Here is a 21,707-nt window from a genome sequence, read left to right as displayed (position 1 = left end):
GTCCCAATCGTCTTAACCAACAAAACTATGGGTTCATCGGCTGTGTTGGTTAACACGAGAGTAGCCGATGTCCTACGAACCCCCGACCCCACCGGCGAACCTCCCGGCGGAGATCGTCAACACGCTCAATGAAGCCACACCGGAGCATCTTCGGGACGTTGCCAGCTACGCCGAGGCGTTGGCCAAACACAAAGAGCGGGAAGCTCGTCTCGAGGAGAAAGCGGACGACGCCGACGTCGAGGAGCGCCCCGATGACCTCCCAGACGACGTGCCGGCGAAGGCGACGATCACGATCAAGGAGATCAACGACAACCGCTACTACTACTGGCAGTGGCGGGAAGGCGATTCGGTGACGTCGAAGTACAAAGGGCCGGTGAATCCCGACGAATAGACGAGATGGAACTGTAGCCTGCTGTTCGTTTCAACGTGATTCGTAGCGTAGCAGATGACACCCCCCAGAGTGTGAATGGGATCGGTTTACCCGACACCCCTCGGTGTGAATGGGCTACCAACCGCCGATCTCTAACGAGACTTCACGCCGAGAGAAGACAGAGCAACACGCGGATAGATTACGCCTCGTTTACCCCCACACCCCTCAGTGTGAATGGTCCACCACCCAGGGTACCGCGATTAAGAAGGCATTAACAGCAGAAGTCCTCACGCCGTAGGGAGGGTTCTCGCCTCATTGGCGAACCTTCGGCTTCGGCACAAGGCCTCGCCTTTCAGAATATATCTACTCGGAGGGCTGTTTAGACTGCAGTATAATAAAGATAACTACAGCTGCGGTGCGGTGCAGTAGCAGGTCGGGTCAACTGCCGAGGAAGAACGTGTAAGCCGCTTTCCGTGCCGTAATGGGACTCAGACAGACGACACAGCTTCTACGGATTGAGTCCAGCTCCGTCTTTCCTACAGTCGCGACCTATGGGGGACCATTCACACCGAGGGGTGGGGGTGTCACCATCCCATCAACGTCTGGAGTTCCGGCGTCGAGTTGATCAGTCCAGTTCGTGTACTCTCGACGTCTCCTTGGAGCGAATACGACCTGAACTTCCCTTGATCTCCGCCTTCCTTCTTTTTCGATTCGAGAACTCCTGTCGTCACGTGTTTGTTCAGAAGCTCAAGCGCACGATTGTACCCCTTGGGCTCTACTTCGACGTCCCGTGCTACTGTTTGGTAAACCTCGTGAATCTCTGACGTCCGGAACCATTCTTTCTCCGGGTTATTCCGGTCAAGACGTGTGAGAGCAAACAGGAGTAATTTCCCGGACAACGGAGTCCCTTTCACCATCTCCATAAAGAGTTCAACTTCGACGAGTTCGTCAGCTTCGAGAACGTGATTCGCGGTCACGATATCGTCGCCTTCTTCGTCGGCGATCTCGCCCGCATTCCGGAACAATCGGACTGCCCGTCGAGCGTCACCGTGTTCTTCAGCTGCGAGTTCAGCCGTGGTTGGAATCACCTCGTCATCGAGGACACCGTCGTAAAATGCGTCCCGTCGATTTTCGAGGATTGCAATGAGCTGGTCTTCTTCGTACGGTGTGAACGTTCGGTGTTCTGGCTGGAGAGTCGATTGAACCCGTGACTCGATTTCTCCTTTGAATTCGATGTCGTTCGAAATCCCGATTGTAAGGACTGGGAAGTCAACGTCGTCTTTTGATTGTGACCGTGATAGCGTGTAGAGGACTTCGTTCACTTCTCCGTGCTTGTCGATTTCATCGATAATGACGACAAGACCGCCAGAAAACTCCCGCTGAACAACGGGCCACAATTTCTGATCCCGATAATGCTCGGCTGAGAGGCCCTGATAGGGGACATCAAGCGGATTCTCTGCTTTCGCGTTCACCTGCTCTGCAATCTTTCGGAAGGTGGAGGTATACGTAGAGATGGGGTCTGGGTTAATGTAGGCAGTAACGATGGGGGAGTCCGTTCCTGCAGTTGCTGCTTCAAGCCGCTCGCAGACGTGTCTTGCAACTAGTGTCTTCCCCGTCCCGGTTTCGCCCCACTCCAGGACGTTATCCGGGACGCTATTTGTCCGCATTTTTCGGAGATTCTTGGCCAAGAACGTGATATGGTCGTCTCGTCCGACAATTCGATTGGCGTCAGGAACGTTATCGATCTCGAGCAACCACGGTTTCTCAAAAATATCCGATTCATCTTCGCTATCCCCCTCGTCGACATTTAATATCTCGTCGACGGTGGTTTGTGTGGAATCGTTGTTTGGCATGAGCGGACCAATTCGCCCCATTCACATATAGGTTGTCCACCCTCGGTGTGATTGATTTGCCTCCATTCACACTCCGGGGGGTGTTCCAGAGAGCAGGACCCCCCAGAGTGTGAATGGGATCGACCTCGTCGCCCACTTGTGATTTTGCTCACCTCAGAAGAGATTTGTGACTACTCATCCGTTCCGGGCTGCTGTAAACTCCGTCAGCTCCACCTCTCGTGTCTCCGCGAGTCTCCGTCGAATATCTGTACGATCCCACCCCAGCGGCAACAGCACGCTCTCAATCGCTCGAACCAGCTGCGTCTCGTAGTACGAGGCGTCGTAGGTCTCGATCTTCTCGTGGGCGAGGGCGACCCGGTCTCGCGAGGATTTCTCGTCGTCGACGACCACGTACTCGATATCCTGGCCCGGGTGGACTGCCAGGTCCTGCTCGCGGGCTCGCTTCAAGGCGGCCACGTTCTGGGTATTCTGTGAGTACCCCTCTAGGGGTTTCGAGACACGGTTCCGTTCGACGAGCCGCTCCACTGCCACGTTGCCCGCCTGCAGTTCGTCGATTGCTCGTTCGAGCCGTCCGAGCACCGCGTCCGGTGACCGCGTGGCATCGAGCCGGTCAAGACAGTCCCGCTGGACGTTCTCGATGAACGGCGGAGTCGAACGCTGTCGGGCTTCGATGCCCCTGATCTTGAAGTCGTCGTCGCCGGCGACCTTCCCGAAGTACTTCGTTAGCGCGCCGGCGTCGCTCTCGCGCTGCGGGACGAACGCCACCCAATCGTAGTGGGCCTCGTGTTCGAGCCGAATCTCGACGCGTTCCGTGATCTCCGTCGCGAGCGTCTGGAGGTCCTCGCGGTCCTCGTCGTCGACGTCGGGGTCCGGCGTCACCCAGATGGAGTCGACGATGCCGTGGACGACCCGCCAGCCGCCGGCTTCCAGTCGCTGTTTCGCCGTCAGCAGAATCTCGCGAGCGAACGCGTTGATCGCTTCGTGGCACTCGATGCGGCCGAACTTCGCGTTGCTGAACCCTTGATAGCCGAAGCAGGCGACGAGGATCCACTTCAGCGCTCCCGACCGTCCCTCGAGCTCCGCCAGGCGGTCCTCGTCAGGGTCGTCCCGTTCCTTCTCGCGACGGATGGCCGCCTTGATCTCGTCGCGCGCGTCGATGATCGGCTGTAGCACGTCGACGAGGTAGCCCCGGTCGTCGCAGATCGAGTACCCGAGGCCGGGGACGTCGTCGCGGTCGCTGTGGCAGTCACACCGGATAACGTCCGGTGAGACGTTCCGGGTACAGATGATGTTCGGATACAACGAGGAGAAGTCGAGTTCGTGGACGTTCTCGTGGAGGCCGACCTCGGGCGCGAAAATGAAGCCGCCGCGGTCGGCATCGTGGAGCGTCCCCATCGGCTTGTAGAACTCGTGACGCCAGGAGTTCCACGGGACGAGGACGCCGCGGTCGTGGGCCTCGCAGATTTGGATCGCCGTGAGCACGTTCCCGATCGACGCCCACGCGAGTTCCTGGACGGGCTTTTTCGAGCGCGACACGAGGTCGAGGACGCCGTCGAGGTTCGTCTCCCCGTAGAAGAACGTGTTCGACTCGTCGATGATCGCCCGGCCGGGCACGTTGTACCGCGCCGGCGAGTGACCGACGCGGCCGTAGCTCGAGTACGTCGACCGGCTCGCGAGCTGCTGATAATCGACGTCCGGCCACCGACTCAACGAGAAGTCGTCGACGCCGGCGTTCGTCGCCATCTCGTACAGCGTCGGGACGATCTCGCTCGTCGAGCAGACCAAGACATCTGGATCGCGAGCGTCGAGCGCCCCCTGAACGGCGGTCAGGAGATCCGTCGGCGAGCCGGTGACGGTGTCGCCGGCGACGGACAGCTCGCCGTAGACGTCGTTGCTCGTTTCGGTCACCGGGACGCTGAGCCGGAGCGTCGACAGCCCGCTCGCCGGCGTCGGATCGGCGCGGGTCTCTAGACAGTACCGGAACTCCCGCGAGAAGTCGACGTTGAAACAGGCGAGATCCCCGACTGGATAGTCCGACAGCTGGCGTGCTTGTCGGGCGAGTGGAGTGACGCGGTCGATGTGGGCGACATCGACGGCGAGGACTGTCTCCTCGTCCCGTCGAAAGCCGGGGCGTCGCGCAACCGTCTCGGTCGCGACGACGTCCGGGTGCTGGTCGTACACCGACTGGAGTGTCGTGAGGTCGAGGTCGGACGCTGGGTCGCGAGCGGCGACGTAGAAGCGTGGGGTGTACTTGTCCCGTTCTGTTACGACGGCAGCGTCGGTGGTCGCCTCCCACTCCAGGACGCGGCCGTCGTCCAGAAAGTCGATTGTGAACGGCATTCCTGTAGACCCAATAGTTGGTATTCCGGATAACCGATGGCGTGTCACTTCCGGATTTCAGAGAACGATGTTCTTTCTCGCAATCTCCTCGGTCGTGGCGACGACGGATGCTGGTCGTACACCGACTGGAGGATTGTAAGGTCGAGGTCGGCCTCTGGGGCGTGAGGGAAGACGTAGAAGCGTGGGGTGTATTGACATCCTCCCACGGCTGAACCGTGGGATTCCTCCGGTGAGGCTGTGGGCTATGCCGTCCCCACGGAGGCAAGTTTCCCCGTGCGGGTACTCCGGTCTGTGCGCTCCTCGTTGGGACTTGCCCTCTCGGGAGAGCGTGGTGACTCCGACCAAGTGTGGTCGTCCCACGTGAGGCGCACGGGCCGTGCCATCGACCCTGTCTCGAATTCAGTGCCAGTCTCCCGTTCAAGAAACGTCCGTGAGGCGTCGAGATCAGCGTGGCTCTCGTGTCCACACGAACACCGAAACACGTCGCCATAACGCTCTGTTTCCACCTGCTCGCCACACTCGACACAGGTTGCCGTCGTGAACGCCTCTGACCGCTCTTCGACAAGGATTCCGTACTCCTCGGCAGTGTCTATGAGACGGTCGACAAACGAGCGGTGTGCCCAGAACAGGTGGGTCTTCTCGTTGACTTCTGGGTGCCAGTGTGTCGAGAGCACGTCAGTAAGGTCGCCCACGTACACCGTTGATACGCCCTCATCATACAGCCGTTCGATCAGATCACGACAGAGTGCTTCCTGCGCGTGGTCACGGCGACGCGTTCGCTTACGGTACAGTCGGCGAATTCGTTGACTGCTGTACCGACCCTCGCGGAGTTTAGATTGTAGACGGGCGATCTCTTCGGTCGTCTCACGGAAGTCAGCGAACAACTCGCGACCCTCGTAGAGAAACCGTTTGCTGGTCGTCGTCGTACAGGCGACGAAGTTGTTTGCGCCCACATCCAAAGCAGCCGATTCGTCGGCTAATGGTGAATCCCGTTGCGAATCTGATACTGTGACGGGCTGAAAGGCTCTGAACGTGTCGCTCACTTCGTCGTACTGTATTTCCAGCTGCCCTTTCTCGCCGTCCCACTTCGGGTTCCCAACAAGTTCCAGACGGAGTCGCTCGTAGTATCCGAGTCCGTACTTCTCTTTCAGATCTTGCCCTACGGGGATCTCGACTCGACTCCGCTCGCCGAGCTCAAGCGTGTACTGGTCGTTCCGGATAAACGTACGTAGCTCACGTCCAGCGTCTTCGCTACCCCAGTAACCGGGCGGAGCGGCATCCTCGCTGTCTTCACGGGCAGCAAAGAACGACTTCCACGCCGACTTATTCTTGCGGATTACTTGTTGAGCGGTGGCAGAGCCGAGGACACCGACGTACTGTTTCCGGTAGTCGGCGGTGTCCCACACTGACTTGCCATCAAAGAACTGTTGGCGACGTTCGTAGTTTAGTTCGTTCCAGAGACTGGCGGAGGCGTCCAACAACTCGTGGAGTAGCCGCTCGTCGCCGTCAGTAAGCGGTCTGACCGCGAAGATGTTGGTTCGCTTCACGACAACAGTTTCTTATCATTTTCTGACTAAAGGTCTTTTGGACGATGAGACCGAATATCGACATCAGCCACACGCTGGCTGGACGCGTGAAGGACTACAAGGAGGCTGCCGATGTGGACAGTCTGAGTGAGGCGTATCGAGAGGTGATCGAAGCGGGGTTGGAAGCGGTGGAACGTCCAGACGAGTCGTAGTCAGTGAATAGACAGGGCCGTATTGGCGGTCAGACCACCCCTGAAGATATTGGCTCCGCTCGCTACGTGTCATCGCGCTCGGTTGCCACGGCGCCGTCGGCGGTCGCCTCCCACTCCATGAGGTGGCCGTCGTCCAGGAAGTCGATTGTGAACGGCATTATGACTATTGAACCTCCACTCTGGCGACCTCGGCTTCATCAACAATCTCCTACAGAAGAGCGTTCTATAATTGCTTGTAGTATCTTCCACACGAGTTCCTTGGCCAGTCATAGTACGCAAACAAAAATGTGGGAGCGAATATTGTTTGTACCACCAACGCAAGCTCCCTTATATGCCATTAGCCACCGAAGCTGCTGAAATTCTCACAGAATTTCGTCGTGAGAGAGATTCCAATGAACGTGATGAAGAAGATACTCACGGCCTTTGGCAGGAGACAAAGCAGGAACTCACCGAGCTGTTTCTACAGGAAGACTGGGATCTATCTGAGAGGACAATAAGAAAGGAAGTTCACGAAGCGCTTGACCCGTTCTATAGGCCGAGTGATGATGATGAGTTGGAGCGGTATTTTCAGGAGGTAATTGACGATCTTCGGACGGAAACGCAATTCTCTGCCTATCTGTATTTTCCCGAACTAGTCGAAATGCCCGTTGGCAAGGAGATAGGGGATTTAGAGATTATCGAGAAACCGGAAGACAGAGACCGCCTAATGGAACGCATGAACAATTCATTCCAAGGGCATGAACACTATACCCGATTGTATGAGGGGCGAACTTGGGCTAAGTTTGAGTTCAAATCATATAAGCGGAGAGCATACATTAAGGAGGAGCTGTTTGACGAGCTTCAAGAGGTACTGGGTGTTCTAAAAGTCGCCATTGGAAAGACCGCCACCCCTCAGGATCTCGCTGGCGCGATAGACAATAACAATGGGTTGGTCTGGTATCTCACCCCCGATCATGAACCATCCGGTTGGACCAGATATGATGAAAGAATTGCGGAACCGACGCTATCAGACTTTTCGGATATGTTGAGTAAGGAGCGGGGAGAGCGTACGCCCTTGGAAGAAAATATCCTGGGCTCACTTCAGTTACTGAATCTCCATAGCAAGAACTACAGGAACCAACACTCGTTCCTAACTCTTGTTGCTGCACTTGAGGGATTACTTCTGACAAAATATGAACGCCCAAAGGCAGGGAAGATGGCTGAGAAAACTGTTCAACTACTCTCTCCAAATCGAGAGGAGCTAGAGGCAATGGAGGAGGAATATGATGTCTCTGACAAAATTGAGTTCTATTATCATGTGAAGGACTGGTATCAAACACGTTCAGAAATCATTCATGGCGGGTTTCGGACTATTACCCGGGAGGAAGTCCGTGACATCGAGCGTACCGTTGAGCGCGTTGCTAGAGAGTTGGTTCGACTATCTGATGAGTATTACAGTATACAGAAACAGGGTGGAGAAAATAACCCGTATAAGGGCCTGAACGAGATGTTTCTGGAGAGTCGGTTAGATACGCCTTCAGTAGATTCATCTGAGGATGATATAGAAAATACAACAAACTCGGAATAAGGCTCAAAACTATTCGATTTGTACCGATATAGGCGGATTCGACACCTCAATCTCTATTTTCTGCGTGGAGATAGTCTCGGCGAGCTCTTCACGGATACTCGGCTGGAGGTCGGGATGAACTAGTGCGTCCTCGACACCGTCCAGGATGTCGGCGACGAGCTTCACATCACGCTGTGTAAGTATCAACGCCACGAACGTCGCCATCTCGTTCAATAGCTCTTGTCGCTATCGTGAACAGAAAGCTGAACGGCGTAGTCAACTCTGTATTGAGCTCGGCCTCGAGGGTGGCCGTAGCCGTTGTCCCATCCGTATTGAGAAACACTCGGGAGGCGACAGTCGAATCGAAGTCGATGACTGCGAGCTGATCCGATGTCTCGAACCCCGTCGTTTCGATATCAAAGACGACGGTATTGAGTTCCGTCATTGTGACTCTCTAGTTCGTTTCTCCGAGGCAGTTTCTGGCTGTTGTGCGTCCAGTTGCGCAACTACGGCTTCGAGCTCCTCGAGGCGCTCTTCGTGGTCGTCGAGGCGTCCCTCCTGTTCGAGATCGATGCTGAGCAGCGCCGGCAGCAGCGGGTTCTGGTGGTTCAACAGCCCGCTCGCGTCGGCGTGCTCGCGGGCGTACTCGAACAGCCGGTCGAAGCGCGGCTGGTCGCGACGCCGCAGTGCCCGGCGGAACTCCGCCCACCGCTCTTCGATGGCCCGCAGTGCATCACGGTAGGTTGGGTTCGTGCGCCCCATCGCTATCGGCCTCCTGTCCCGGTCGCGGTCCACGCATCGAGCAAGGGATCCGCGGTCGCCGCCACGGTTTCACCGTCAGTTGTGACCCCCGTGCCGACACCCTCCGGGGTCGGCGTCGACGGCGTCGGCGTCGTCGGTTCCACGCCGACCTGCGTGGCGCGTGCCGCGAGCAGCTGCCGCCAGTACGCGAACGTTGTCTGGTAGTACGCGCCGTCGTCGACGGGATAGACGAGCGTCTCGAAGTCCTCGCCGACGACCCGTGGCCCCATCCGGGTCTGCTCACATTCCAGGTGGTGGTCGGCGGCCGTCGCGACCGGCGCCGTGAAGTCGTCGTGCTGCGCCCGTGTGACGAGCACCGGGATGTCGTATCCGTCGGCGTAGGTCGCCAACCGGGCGAGAGTTCGGGCTTGGAGGGTTTTCGCGTGGGCCCCGCCGAGGGTATCGTCGGCGCGGTACTGGGCGTCGACGGCCGGCGCGATGATGAGAGCGGGCGTGTGGGGTGACGTGTCCTCGTCACGATCTGATGCCCGTCGATCGGTCGCCCTAGTATCGGCCGTGGATGTCTGAATTGACTGGTTCACCGCTGACGGGAGATCACAGACGGCGCCGTAGTGCTGATACGCAGTAAATCCGCGGGCGACGTGAATTCGGTTGAGCAGCCGTTGACTGGGCGTAATTTGAGCGAGTGTCGTCGTTGTCGCGTGTCCGTTTGCGTCGACCCAGAAGGCGGGCCCGTCGTGTAGGAGGAGATGGTCGAGCACGAGCGATTGCAGGATCGGGACGCCGCGGCCTCCCTCGACATCGAGCAGCGTGATGCCGTCGTCTAGCTGCAGCAGCAGCATCTCGTCCGTAGCTGGATCGGCCTGGTCAGCAAAGGCCTGATTGCGGTCAGCGCTCCGTGTCGGCTGGTCCACCGCCAATCGGTTCGACGTTGAGTGTTCTCCCATACTCGACTAGAGGTCTACATTCCGGATAAGCCGCGGCGTGTCGCTTCCGCGTTTCAGGGAATCGATCAAAATACAACGAGTGGCGTCGCTGTTTGCGTGTTTTCGTGTTAGGATGAATACTTCCGAGAACAATTCCGATATGAGGCGCCTCCTCCGTTAACCAACAATCGGATGCATACGCCCTCTGTCTGTTGGTTAATACGTGGGGAGCTCAATAGCCCGGTGTCTCAGTTTTGATTTCTGTGAAAATTCTAAGGAAACTCCGACTTGCAGTTCTCTCTTTACTTCACGTATTTGTCTATCAAGTAGTCGGTAATCTGCTCTTCGCGAGCCTGAATAAACGCCTGTGCCTTCTCCGGGGTCGGCTCGATATCGGGATACTGATTGACACGTTGGATACGCTCAGCCTCGGCGTTGCCGAGGTCGTCCAACCAGTCGTGGGGCCACTGGTCGCTTTTGATCTCTTCGTTCATCTCGTGTGGCAACAGCTGTAGATTCCCGATTCGATTAAGATCAACAGTCTCTCCAATAGATTCAGATACGGACTCTTTCCTGCTTTTCGGGTAGATGTGGTCAACCGAGTAGTCGCCAATACTGGTGGACGTCGATTGCGTATACGATTCCTCGATGAGGCCGAGTACTGCCGTGACGTCTGTGTCGGTAAATACAGGCTCTCCTGGACTGCTCTCGTAACGAGCGTTGGCTACGACTCGACGGATATCTTCAGCAGATGGGCTGATGTTCTCTGATTCAAATAGCTCCTCGCCTGGGAAAACGATGGGTTCGTTGGGTTCTGGTTCCCACTCGCGAAGGTATCGCATCCAGTTGCGGCACTTGCCGTAGGTCAGAACTTGGTAGTACTTGTTCAGCAAGAGGGCTCTTGCGACGAACTGGAAAACACTCTCGCGGTTCGCGTCGGAGACCTCAGCATCCGGATTCTGGTAATAGAACACGCCAAGTAGCGCGAAGATGGGCATCGTGTTCATAACCGAGCTCCGAATCCCGCTCTCGATTACTGTCTGGAATGCCTTCTCGAGCGATGTCCGAAACCACTCGAAGCGCCGTCCGGCGACGACGGGCTCATTATACAGCCACCGCTCGCGCATCTCGTCCATTCTTTCTTCGTCGATACTGCTAAGATTGCTGCGGAGGAGGTCTGTTCCGACTAAGTATGCTGTATACCGGAGGAACAGCTTCCGGTCGATTTCTTGCTCATACTCAGGGAACTTCTGTTTAAATTCGTCAATCCAATCTTGGATGACCTCCCTAGGATTGATTCGCTCGTCCTCCTCTTCGGCGTACGGCCAATAACTCATGAGCTTTGAGAGGAGGAGCTGGTAGGGCTTCGGATCAGAGCCCTCCATGTTCAGCCTCGTGAATATCTCGGGGATTTCGGATCTATCCTTGTTCGTACTGTCAGTTTCGAGATCGTCCTGTAGAACGTTGCTCGTAATGTCTCTCGCGACGGCCATCGAAATATTGCGCAGTTGGTAGCGGGTTTCGTTGTCCGCCCTCAGTTCGGCGGTATCCACGTATTCATCGACGACTTCGCTAAGCGATCTTCCCTCAAGTACCGTGGAGTTCCCGGAGCTCCCTTCGTCGCCTCCGTTCCATAACTCCCCGACCGGCATCCACAGGTGTCGCGTGTCGCCGGTCATGGTATAGCCCGTCTCGTCCGTTCCTCCAAACTTCCCTGTCGATTTGAACTCAAACTCGTAGTCGCCTGCTGTATCGTCGCGATCGTACTCTGGGTGACCGAATAGGTCAACACACAGCCGCTGGCCTTCCCAGTACTGGAGCTCATCACTGGGCTTCCCCCGTCCGCCATTATATACTGTTATTCCACCCTCGACACCGATATAGAGCGAGTTCAAGCGCTGCTGGCCGTCTATAATCAGAATCTCCGGTTCTTTGTCTTCAACCTCCTGATTGTAGAGGTCGTATTCCGCCAAAACTGGATCCGGTGGCCGATAGTCATCGGCAACATACATCCGCAGGAAATTATACGAGTTGTAGTCGCTGATATTGGCCGCTCGAACTCTCCATTCAGTTATGGCTCCGATCGGATAGTCTCGAATCAATGAATCGAACAGTTCCTCAATCTGCCTGGGATTCCAGACAAACTCCCGCTGGAGGCCGGGAAGAAAGATATGGTCGTTTATTTCAGACAAATAATCCGAGACCTGTCTGGACATGGTCACCAGAACGGAAGATGAGTATTTATACTCTGTCGTCGCCCATCGAATTCCGGGTGTATTCTCCCCCGGATTAACTCGAAGGCTTGGCTGAACTGCTGAGTTACGGTGTGGGTGAGTTAGTCGCCGAATTTTTGGGATTGTGCGCTCGGTTCCAAGAAGTTTCCAGAATCAGGCTTGTCAAGTACTGCCTCCGTTAACCAACGCTCTATGGATGACGGCGCGTATGTTGGTTAAGTACGTTGTTTCCACGAAGTTCCTGTGCGACCACGTTGAAGATGCCTCCCTCCGAACTCTCTAGTATGTGTGGCCGGAACTCGCTCTTCATCGACCAAGCAGACCTCGAGGCCCGCTTCGATGCCGAGGTCGTCGCGGACGGCGGGTACACACCCCGATACAATATCGCGCCTGGCGACGACCTTCACATCATCACGAACGAGGCTCCAGACGAGATCGACGCCTACCACTGGGGGCTGATTCCGTTCTGGGCGGATGAACCCGAGGAAGGCATCATCAATGCTCGCTCCGAGACTGCTGACGAGAAACGCGTCTTCGAGCGGGTATGGGAATCACGTCCCTGCCTCGTCCCCTCGTCAGGCTTCTACGAGTGGAAATCGCCGAACGGTGGGTCGAAACAGCCCTATCGGATTTACCGGGAGGACGACCCTGCATTCGCGATGGCCGGGCTCTGGGACGTCTGGGAGGGCGACGACCAGACGATCTCGTGCGTCACGATTCTCACGACGGAGCCAAACGACCTGATGAACTCAATCCACGACCGGATGCCGGTCGTCCTCCCAAAGGACGCTGAGTCCGACTGGCTCGCCGCAGATCCGGACACCCGCAAGGAACTGTGCCAGCCGTACCCGAAGGACGATCTGGACGCCTACGAGATTTCGACGCGAGTCAACAACCCCGGCAACGACGATCCCCAGGTCATCGAGCCGCTAGACCACGAGCAATCGGGCCTCGGCGAGTTCAGTTCCTGATGGCTGACGGGGTCACCGTTACTGCATCGGCGACGCCGCCGCTGAATCGACGAGCGAGTACTCTCGGTCCCGACTCGTCCCTTCCGCCTCGAGGAGGTTGTACTGACTGTTGAGGCGACTGTCCCGGGAGCTTGAATTCCGGGGGATGAACTCGATGGTCCGTCCCACAAACCATTTGCCGGACACGTTCTAATGAAAGGACAGCGATGGAGTACACTCACCGCTACCCTGCGTACCCGACACAAGAGGCAGCGGCTGAGTTGGAACATCACATCGACATTCATCGCCAAGCGTACAACTACACCCGATACGAGTACACGCACCTCGATGCTGACAGTACCGGGTCCGCATACAAACACCACAGTCGTCTCCCGGACTGGAAGGACGAGTTCCCCGTGTTCACAGAGGTGAACGCGAAAGCCCTTCAGCGAACCGTCACCCGGTTCTACGACAACCTCTCGAACCTCTCTCAGCAAAAAGAGAACGGGAACAAGGTCGGGAATCTCAAGTGGAAATCACCACGAGAGTTCCAGAGTATAACGTACTCGCAGCACGGCTTCAAACTCAAAAACACGAGTGGCCGACGTGCGACGCTCTGGCTCTCTAAAATCGGAGATATTCCGATCCGCTACCATCGTCCCCTTCCCGATGAAGCCGACATCAAGGAGGTCACGATCAAGAAGGAGACGACTGGTGAGTGGTTCGTCACCTTCGCCCTCGAAACCGACGAGGCTGATCTCCCCGAGAAGCCCGACGTGGATTCGTTGAACGCAAGCAACAGCGTGGGTATCGACCTCGGCATCCTCAACTACATCCACACATCTGATGGCAAGACCGTGGATTGGCTCGATCTCGAAGGCGAATACGAGCGCCTCCGACGCGAGCAACGTAAGCTGTCTCGCAAGCAGAAGGGGTCGTCCAACTACGAGAAGCAGCGTCGTGAGGTAGCGAAAGTCAAGCGCCACATCAAGCGGAAGGTCGAGGACTTCCAGCATAAGATTACGACGTGGCTTGTCCGTGAGTACGACGCCGTCTTCGTCGAGGATTTGGACGTGAAGGGGATGTTGGAGGATTCGCACCACGCGCGAAACACCCAGGATGCTGCGTGGCGACAGTTCATCTCCCTCCTCGAGTACAAAGCCGAGCTGTATGGCACGCACGTCGTGCAGGTAGAAGCTGCTGGGACAACGAAAGAATGTGCGAAGTGTGGTGTGGAGACGGCAAAATCCATCTGGGTTCGGGAACACTCCTGTCCGTCGTGCGGGTTCGAGGCCGACAGGGACGCGAACGCAGCGATGAATGTGCTTAAACGCGGCTTTGCTGAGTTAGGGCTGGGATGGCCCGAAGACACGCCTGTGGAGACTGCGCTCCCTACGGACACCGATTCGGTGTCTGCAAAGCGCGTCGTGGAAACAGGAAGCCTCGGAACTTGACTCTGGGCGATTCACTGCTCCATCTTCGAGAGATACGTTCGGATGGTTCGTTTTCTTTGACGAAAGTAGTTTGTTACTCCGTGAGAACATTTCCTGAGTGGCTCTACTCATCAGTCGGTTTAAAAACCGAATTTCATCTTACGTAGCAAAGGTCCGATCCGCAGCTGTAAACCACCCTCTTATTGCACGAATTTGGCTCGGACTATTCCTAGTCTCCATTTTTGTTGCTGGCGTCTCAACTTTTTTGTCAAACATCATCACGCGCCAGTCAGTGGTGGCTTCGTTACTTGTAGGAGTTATCACCTTATTCACTATTAGTCTCACTATCACTACAATGGGGATACAGCTTGCATCAAACCGGTATTCACATCGGCTGGATTCAGCAGTACTTCAAATACGTCCGATTGGACTCCATTTTTCGCCCCATCTATTAGCGATTCTTCTCGGTGTCTTTCTCTTATCCTCAGGCCAGTATAACCCGATTGTATTCGGCCTCTTGATATTTTCCAGTGTCGCCGCCATTCTCAGTACTTTCCCGTTTCTACTTTGGCTACTTGGGTCGTTAACTCCGAGTACGGTTTTCACGACATCAATTAATCAGATTGATGACGACTACCTGAAACTGGTTGAAGAGATCGTGGATGACGAGCGGGAGAAGTTCTTCGATGATTCACGTTCTAAAGGAAATAAGATCTACGAGGAAGTTACTTATTCTCAAACTACCGAAAACGATCCCGTAGATGCTGTCTCGGATATTGTCCGTTCCAGTATCGCCGAAGAAGACACCGGAACCGCGAAGCGCGTGCTCAATGAATACGTTGACCGATTGGAACCTACAATCAATAGCCGGTACAGGGAATTTAAAACTTCACACAGTAAGTCTCAGCTGGTTTGTTGGTATGTCTATGCTCCTCTTGAAGATGTGTTCCGACACGCTCTCAAACACGACAACCATATCATAACGGTTGAGATCATCACACTTCTTAGTGAATCAATCATCTCGTGGTACGCAGAAGATCGAGATGTTCCTGAAGTCTTCTTCCGGTTGTTTGGTCGGATTACGACTGACTATGCCGTGGAGTGTGACCGAAGCCAGCGGCATTCGGTGGCATCTGACTATAGTTCAATAGCTAGTGTTGTTGCTGAAGACATTGATTCTCCGCATACCCGGATTAATGGCGCGATGAAACTCTCCTTTGTGGACCACTGTTTGGCTTTTGCTATTGAGTCAATCGACCAAGATGATTACAGGTCAGCACGAGTGATAACGCACGGATTGCGGTCAATTGTAGAAGCCCGACTCCGCATACCGAGTGGAAATCCCAAACGAAGTATTTTATCATTAGGATTGATTGGTGAAAAATTCGCAACGGAGGATGCGAAGTCAAAACAGATTGTGGCTGTAGCAGACGAGGTGTCGATAACAGATGAGGCCGAATGGACAATTACGACGCTGGTCACCTTTCTAGACAAGATCGATGAATACGGAAATGACTATTCGAGTGGGTCAAATCACCGACAACTCGTTGTCGAGGAAATTAACCGGATTAACGATGCTCTGGGGTCACGCAACCAAGATATCGCAGCCAAAATCTCTGAAGACGATTCGTTAGTAATTGATGTGGTCCGGGCCAGCCGGTTCTTCAGAAGTTCATTCACTCCAGAAGAGTTGCTTGAGGAGATGGACACCCAGACTGATGTAGAGACGGTGGCAGAAGTCTGTGACTCTTTGGCGGAAGTAGATGAGCTGGAATCTAATGACGGGAATGAATACGTGACGACCTTCGGGTAGTGTGTAACCCCGTATATGCTTAATCCGTGTAGTATAGAACTCTACCTTGAGTGAATTCCTAACCTCTATTCTGACTAGAGTCTCTAGTCAGCACGATCGGTGAAATCTATTACCGAGTGAAGGTTTCGATAAGGTCACTCCACACATTTTTACACGAAACTAAACACGGCCTATCAGATCCATAGCCACCTACTCAGCGAGTGTAGGAGATGGCTGGTCAATGGCTGTATATTCCCGATCTCGGCTGGATCCGTCCGCTTCGAGGAGGTTGTATTGAGTCATCTTTGACAGATATGCCCGAACAGTCCGTTTCGTCCGTGGGTTATCGACCTCCTCGGAATAGCGCTCGTGAATCTCGCTCGGCCCGACTGGGCCGTGCTCGCGAACGATGTCGTAGACGACGCGCTGGTGCGGCGTGAGCGAGTCGAGGCTCTTCTGCTTGATCTGGGCCCGAGCATCCTCGGCGGCGTCCAGGAGAATGTTGTCGGTGATGCGCTCGAGGTTCTCGCGATCTGCCTTGCCGGCCGCCGTTCGGAGGATGCCGATTGCGAGGCGGGCGTCGCCGGCGGCGGCGTCGGCGATCCGATAAAGCTGGTCGTCGGTGATGACGTTCTCGTCGAGTCCCCACTTCGCCCGCGCACTCAGGATGTCGTACAGCTGCTCGTCGTGGTACTTGTCCATCCGGACGTGCTCGCTGGATCGCAGTCGGCTCACGAGACGATCGTCGACGCGACCGAACAGCTCCTCTTCCTTGTTCGCGATGCAGATGATCGCGAACTGTGGGAGGCTGTGGAGGTCGTAGATGACGCTGGGGTCCTCCAATTGGTCGACCTCGTCGAGGATAACGACTGTTCGTGGGCCGTCGTGCTGTTGGAGTCGGTCGACGAGTTCGTCGTGGGGCGTCGACTGCCGGTGGATGTCGATGGTGGCGCCGAGATCGTCGAGGATCTGATAGAGCGTCCGGAATCGGGTGTAGTTACGCCAGCAGTTGACGTAGGTGGTCTCGACGTCGAGGACCTCTTCCCGAAGTCGTTCGGTGACGAACTTCGAGATGCAGGTCTTGCCGGCGCCGCTGGGTCCAGTGACGATGGCCGTGTCGGCGGGTTCACCGTTCGTGATGGGCTCGAGAACGCTAGAGAGGTGGTTGACTTCGGCGTCGCGATGCTCAATTTCCCGAGGAACGAACCCGGCACGGAGAACACGAGCATCGCGGATCATCTTTGCTTGATAGACTGGTTTCCGGCTAGTACTAAAAGCGTGACCGGGTCGTTTCCGGAAACGATTCAATTAGCCCGTTCTGTCTGTGGTGATTCCCGCGTTGCAACGCGATTTATTTTGCGGAAAACCCAGGCTTCCAGGAACTTCCGGGATTACGTTAGAACAATACCTCAGAATGGCCGGAGATCCCGCCAACGGACATCCGTTTTCGTTCCATCCTCCAGCTGAACACGATACAGCACAGCATCGCGAGTATCGCCCGTGACGAAGCCGGCATCGTCCTCTAAGATAGCGATAATCTCGCCGTAGCGTCCGTGGAGCCGGTCGTAGTCTGGATCCGTCTCGTCAGGGATATCGATTCGGACGCGGTCTCCTTCCTCGTACTGGTGATCCGTCATTCTTGCTCCCGGAGGTACTCCGTCCGTTCGTAGATGTCTTTCTCGAACTCAACAGTCCGATTGAGGAAGGAAGTCCGTGGCGCAACTACCGCAACCGCGGTTAGCGTAAGGAGGACAGATCGAACTATGAGGGAATGAGTCCACGCTGAGAGCCCTCCTCTCCAATCCCGATCATTCATTAATTCGGTCTCGACCGGACTTGCTCACTACCACCACATAATTCTGTCAATGGGAAGCCGATAGATGGACTTGAGTTTTCTCACCAAACACTAAGTCACCTTGAGGGATACATTCGGCAACACGATGATTTCTCTCCCTCCCCTCGTCGACAACGCCAACCGGACTGTCGAAGATGTCTACAGGAAGATTATTCCACAAATCGAAGAAGCACGAATCGCTACCGGCTACTTCTACCTTTCTGGATTCGATCTGTATCGCGAAGATCTCGAACAACTCGCTGACCCAGACGAACTTGGTCACGCGCCCCTTCGTATATTGATGGGGCGACAAACGAATCAGAGTACAGCAGATGAAATCGGAGAAGGACAAAGCCTACGTGACGAACTCAGAGATGAGGTCGAAGAGAGCATTGACGAGCTCAACAACGCACAGTTAGGACGGTTGGACCGGCTGCGAGACTTCATAGCTGAAAACAAGGTTAGCGTCCGTGTGCGAAATCCAGAGAACGGCTACTTCCACGCCAAAGGAGCCTCATTTAGAGCGCCACAGGACGATGATGACTGGGCAACTGACGACGATACGGATACCCGTCCCTGTGCGACGATTGTCGGGTCCTCAAACTTCACCGCGAGTGGCCACCGAAACAATATCGAACTAAATCTTACGAGTCAAGATCGTCCTGAAGCTGAGGCGTTCGAAGACTGGTACGATAACCAGTGGGCGAATGCCGAGGACTTCAGTGAAGAGATCATCCGGATCATCGAGAACAGTGACAAGTACCAGGACTGGCAGGAACAACAGGAAGAGGAATCAGATGATGAGGAAACGCCTGATGACTTAGGCACGTATATTGAACCATTCGAGCTGTACAAAATTCTCGCATACGACGAACTGAGCGGGAACGTCAACATCCGGGATAGCCCGCTGTACTATTTCCAGACACTCGGATACGAAAGCGCGAAGGAGAAACTCTCTCAGTTCAACGGCTGTATCATCTCTGACTCCGTCGGGCTCGGAAAATCGTTCATTGGCGGTGAGCTTCTCCACGACTATCGTCAACGAGGAGATCACTGCCTCCTCATCGTACCTGCGAACCTCACCGAACAGTGGGAAGACCTTCTTCAAGACGATACTGATGAAGACGGCAATCCGTACTTCGGTCTCGAAGTTGATGGGACCCACTTAGAGGTAATGAGTATTAGCAAGTTCCAGAATCTCGCGTACGAGGAGGTACAGGACCTCAAAGACAGATTCGATGTCGTACTCATTGACGAAGCCCATCGCTTCCGGAACCACGGCAAGTGGAGGCCGGACCCCGATGACGAGGACGATTACAAGGGAACCCGTCGACATGCGAATCTGCGACAGCTCCGCGGGAAGACAATGATCATGCTGACAGCAACACCGATCAATAATTCTGCGACCGACTTAGAGAACCTCATTAGTCTGTTCACTAGTCCTGAGGAACTACGGAACAAGGCGTCGCTGGATTTCGATGCCTTCGAGGAGTACATCGAGCTTTCGGAGTCTCGGAAGAAGATCGCTGCTGGCAAGGAGGAAGCCAGTGAGGAAGACCTACGGAAAATAACCGAGCAACTCCAGCGGCACTCGGAGGAGATCTCGAAGATTCTGAACGAAGTGATGGTGCTTCGAACGCGGAAGCACGTCAAAGACCAGATCCAAGATGGGGAGGACTTCGAGATGAGTTTCAAGCCCCCAACGCTAAGCAAGGAGCAATACTCGCTCCCGGCGGCGTACCAGCCCGTATACCGAATGTTGCCGGACGTAATGGATGCGCTTCATCTCCCGCATATCACGGTGAAGAACCCGAAAGCAGGTGGCACACTGAAAGCGTTATACAAGCTGAATCTGCTCAAGCGTCTGGAGTCTTCGACGTACGCGTTTGTACAGTCCATTGAAACCCTCCATCAGAGTGAAAGGCAACTTCTCGGTCTTCTCGATGGGCTTCCTGAAGACGAGCAGATCGATATGCTGCGCGCGGCACAGGACGACGAAGAAACTGAGACGCTTGATGACTTTGTGGAGGGGAGTGATGCCGCTGAAGATCTTGAACAGACACTGGAAGAGTTCGGCTTCGATACAACCGCTGTTCGTGCCGATGAGGACTCTGAGAGTGATACTCCAGACGAATTGACGGATGCGACAATCGGTGAGGTGAAGACCTACATTCGAGAGGACTTGACGCTTCTCGCCTACTTCTTGTCGCAGTTCATCGGCGATATCGCACAGGATTCTGGCGATGTGAGCGATCAAGCTGTTTCGACACGGCAGTGGCTTCACGACCACAATGTCGGTGTCCTTCCGGACGTCCCCGAAGAGGAATTAAACCCGATCCTCTACCCGCAAAGTGACCTGACTGACGTTGATGAGGCGACGAGAGAGTTCTATGAGGCGGTATTCTCGTTACGGGAGTTTCGTGACCCGAAGGTTGAGCGGCTCGCGGACGTACTCAATGGATACGATGACGAGAAGGTCCTCGTCTTTACCCAGTACCGTGCCACCGCGGACTACGTTCATCGAACGCTCCTCAACAACCTTGACTCCCCGGTAACAGAGGCGAATAGTGCCGTCGTCAAAGGTGGTGACGACAACAAACAAGACGTTATCAAGCGATTTGCACCGGAGGCCTCGGGGTATCAGCAAACGCTAGCTGAGTCCGGTGAATCGGAACTACAGTACGTCGTGGCAACCGATACCCTATCCGAGGGGGTCAATCTCCAGGACGTCGCAGTTCAAATTTCGTTTGACCTTCCGTGGAATCCGATGCGGATCGTTCAGCGTGTGGGGCGTATCGACCGGATCGGGAGTACTGAGGAGAAGTACGTCCACAACTTCTATCCTGATGGAGATATCGAAGCTGCGATTAAGCTCCTGAAGCGGCTGCAGGCAAAGATCAACGACATCGCGCTCATCGTCGGGAAAGAGAACAATATTCTAGACCCGAATGAGGACCAGATTCTGGAGAAGACGGGTGTCGACACCGAAAAGACGATTGGTGAACTTCAGGTGGATGAGATCGAAGACTCGCTTCAGAAGTCCCGAGAAATCGATGACGTGAACGAGCTTGATGACACGAGTAAGAATCCCCTCCTTCGAAATGCGGGGAGTAACGAGCACGCGGCCTACGAGCGATTCTTGCTCAAGAAGGAACTGAACGAGGACTTCGGACTTTCAGAAGACGACTTCGAATACGCGGCAGACTACTTCGAAGAGGCCCCAGAGGAGCGCGAACGCCTGTACACGAACGTAACCGACCACGATGTAGGGCCACGGCCCGGCGTGTTTGCTCTTGCTCACCTCTGGTTTGATGACGAAGATCACAACCCACCACTTGGGCGTGTTCGTCGGGGGTTCTACTACAAACCGTTCACTGACGACGTCAAGGAGCGTCCTGTTGGTACGCTCAAGATTGATCCATCGGTAGGTGGTGAACCGATCACTGGAGACGCTGAGAACGTGCTGTCAAACCGTGAGGCAATCCAGGATGTTCTCGATGACCGTTTGGAAGCGATTCGAGAAGGGCAAGTCGAAGGTGCATTCAAGCAGGGGGAGGCATTCTCGAAAGAGCAAGAGACCATCCTCGATTTTATTGCTCACTACCTACAGCCAAACCACGGTGAGATATCTGTTCAGAGAGATGACTACGAGACCCTTGAAGAGTGGGCTAGTGACCTTCGTGAGACGCTTCAAGATGTGAAGTTAGCAAATACTGACGAAGACCGAATTCTTCGGAATACATTTCGGCATAACGATCAGTATGACTCGTTCCCTGAGTGGCCCCCTGTAGAATTCTTGAAGCAGCTTGAACTCTTCCTTGAAGAAAACGTAGAAAGTTCAACAGAGTACCAAGCTAAACTCGTAGGCGAAAGCGAGGTACAGGCCAGACTAATGTGTTGGGGCGTTATCGGAACCTGACTAAGTTCGG

Annotated in this window: 17 protein-coding genes; 6 read left to right on the top strand and 11 right to left on the bottom strand. The window is 55.1% G+C overall.

What is annotated here, in order from left to right:
- Window positions 1-67: 67 nt before the first annotated feature.
- A complete protein-coding gene (locus tag DVK03_RS19295) occupies window positions 68-391 on the top strand; it encodes a hypothetical protein (RefSeq protein WP_115803973.1) in 324 nt (107 codons plus the stop codon).
- Between the two features lie 563 nt (window positions 392-954).
- Here the strand turns inward: DVK03_RS19295 and DVK03_RS19290 are convergent.
- The 3 genes from DVK03_RS19290 to DVK03_RS19280 form a co-directional block, all read right to left on the bottom strand.
- A complete protein-coding gene (locus DVK03_RS19290; RefSeq protein WP_074878724.1) occupies window positions 955-2,223 on the bottom strand; it encodes an orc1/cdc6 family replication initiation protein in 1,269 nt (422 codons plus the stop codon).
- Between the two features lie 174 nt (window positions 2,224-2,397).
- Window positions 2,398-4,563: a type B DNA-directed DNA polymerase gene (locus tag DVK03_RS19285; RefSeq protein WP_115803974.1), complete on the bottom strand. Its 2,166-nt coding sequence runs from the start codon at window positions 4,561-4,563 to the stop codon at window positions 2,398-2,400.
- Between the two features lie 242 nt (window positions 4,564-4,805).
- Window positions 4,806-6,110 (bottom strand): RNA-guided endonuclease TnpB family protein, encoded by a 1,305-nt coding sequence (locus tag DVK03_RS19280; protein ID WP_115803975.1) that lies wholly within the window; start codon window positions 6,108-6,110, stop codon window positions 4,806-4,808.
- Window positions 6,111-6,632: 522 nt separating this feature from the next.
- On the opposite strand from DVK03_RS19280, the gene DVK03_RS19275 reads away from it, so the two are divergent.
- The gene (locus tag DVK03_RS19275; protein WP_121540826.1) at window positions 6,633-7,868 is read left to right on the top strand and encodes a hypothetical protein; all 1,236 of its coding nucleotides are present in this window, start codon (window positions 6,633-6,635) and stop codon (window positions 7,866-7,868) included.
- 9 nt (window positions 7,869-7,877) lie between these two features.
- Here the strand turns inward: DVK03_RS19275 and DVK03_RS19875 are convergent, their stop codons facing one another.
- The 5 genes from DVK03_RS19875 to DVK03_RS19255 all read right to left on the bottom strand — a co-directional run bounded on the left by DVK03_RS19875 (window position 7,878) and on the right by DVK03_RS19255 (window position 11,751).
- The gene (locus tag DVK03_RS19875; protein WP_158545165.1) at window positions 7,878-8,033 is read right to left on the bottom strand and encodes a hypothetical protein; all 156 of its coding nucleotides are present in this window, start codon (window positions 8,031-8,033) and stop codon (window positions 7,878-7,880) included.
- 1 nt (window position 8,034) lies between these two features.
- Window positions 8,035-8,292 (bottom strand): hypothetical protein, encoded by a 258-nt coding sequence (locus tag DVK03_RS19270; RefSeq protein WP_115803887.1) that lies wholly within the window; start codon window positions 8,290-8,292, stop codon window positions 8,035-8,037.
- Window positions 8,289-8,609 (bottom strand): hypothetical protein, encoded by a 321-nt coding sequence (locus tag DVK03_RS19265; RefSeq protein WP_115803888.1) that lies wholly within the window; start codon window positions 8,607-8,609, stop codon window positions 8,289-8,291. Before DVK03_RS19265 ends, DVK03_RS19270 begins: the two co-directional genes overlap by 4 nt.
- A gap of 2 nt (window positions 8,610-8,611) precedes the next feature.
- Window positions 8,612-9,556, bottom strand: coding sequence for a hypothetical protein (locus DVK03_RS19260; RefSeq protein ID WP_369333267.1), 945 nt, complete (start codon window positions 9,554-9,556; stop codon window positions 8,612-8,614).
- Window positions 9,557-9,837: 281 nt separating this feature from the next.
- Complete coding sequence (locus DVK03_RS19255; protein ID WP_115803889.1) at window positions 9,838-11,751, bottom strand: DUF262 domain-containing protein; 1,914 nt, start codon at window positions 11,749-11,751, stop codon at window positions 9,838-9,840.
- A 302-nt stretch (window positions 11,752-12,053) separates the two neighbouring features.
- Between DVK03_RS19255 and DVK03_RS19250 the strand changes: the two genes are divergently transcribed.
- The gene (locus tag DVK03_RS19250; RefSeq protein ID WP_115803890.1) at window positions 12,054-12,740 is read left to right on the top strand and encodes an SOS response-associated peptidase; all 687 of its coding nucleotides are present in this window, start codon (window positions 12,054-12,056) and stop codon (window positions 12,738-12,740) included.
- 18 nt (window positions 12,741-12,758) lie between these two features.
- On the opposite strand, the gene DVK03_RS19870 is transcribed toward DVK03_RS19250, so the two are convergent.
- Entirely contained in the window at window positions 12,759-12,908 is a 150-nt protein-coding gene (locus DVK03_RS19870; RefSeq protein ID WP_158298462.1) for a hypothetical protein, read from the bottom strand.
- 38 nt (window positions 12,909-12,946) lie between these two features.
- Here DVK03_RS19870 and DVK03_RS19245 point away from each other — a divergent pair, with 38 nt between their 5' ends.
- On the top strand, window positions 12,947-14,173 hold the full coding sequence (locus tag DVK03_RS19245) for an RNA-guided endonuclease TnpB family protein (protein ID WP_115803891.1): 1,227 nt from the start codon (window positions 12,947-12,949) through the stop codon (window positions 14,171-14,173).
- Window positions 14,174-14,444: 271 nt separating this feature from the next.
- Window positions 14,445-15,965 (top strand): hypothetical protein, encoded by a 1,521-nt coding sequence (locus DVK03_RS19770; RefSeq protein ID WP_147438236.1) that lies wholly within the window; start codon window positions 14,445-14,447, stop codon window positions 15,963-15,965.
- Window positions 15,966-16,154: 189 nt separating this feature from the next.
- Here the strand turns inward: DVK03_RS19770 and DVK03_RS19235 are convergent, their stop codons facing one another.
- Together DVK03_RS19235 and DVK03_RS19230 are read right to left on the bottom strand one after the other, a co-directional pair.
- Complete coding sequence (locus DVK03_RS19235; RefSeq protein WP_115803893.1) at window positions 16,155-17,183, bottom strand: Cdc6/Cdc18 family protein; 1,029 nt, start codon at window positions 17,181-17,183, stop codon at window positions 16,155-16,157.
- A gap of 170 nt (window positions 17,184-17,353) precedes the next feature.
- Complete coding sequence (locus tag DVK03_RS19230) at window positions 17,354-17,581, bottom strand: hypothetical protein (RefSeq protein ID WP_115803894.1); 228 nt, start codon at window positions 17,579-17,581, stop codon at window positions 17,354-17,356.
- Between the two features lie 303 nt (window positions 17,582-17,884).
- On the opposite strand from DVK03_RS19230, the gene DVK03_RS19225 reads away from it, so the two are divergent.
- On the top strand, window positions 17,885-21,697 hold the full coding sequence (locus DVK03_RS19225) for a helicase-related protein (RefSeq protein WP_115803895.1): 3,813 nt from the start codon (window positions 17,885-17,887) through the stop codon (window positions 21,695-21,697).
- Window positions 21,698-21,707: the final 10 nt, after the last annotated feature.

Origin of the sequence: Haloferax sp. Atlit-109R, from assembly GCF_003665865.1 — an archaeon.
Taxonomy (GTDB): Archaea; Halobacteriota; Halobacteria; order Halobacteriales; family Haloferacaceae; genus Haloferax; species Haloferax volcanii.
This window is presented reverse-complemented; position numbering and strand designations above follow the sequence as displayed.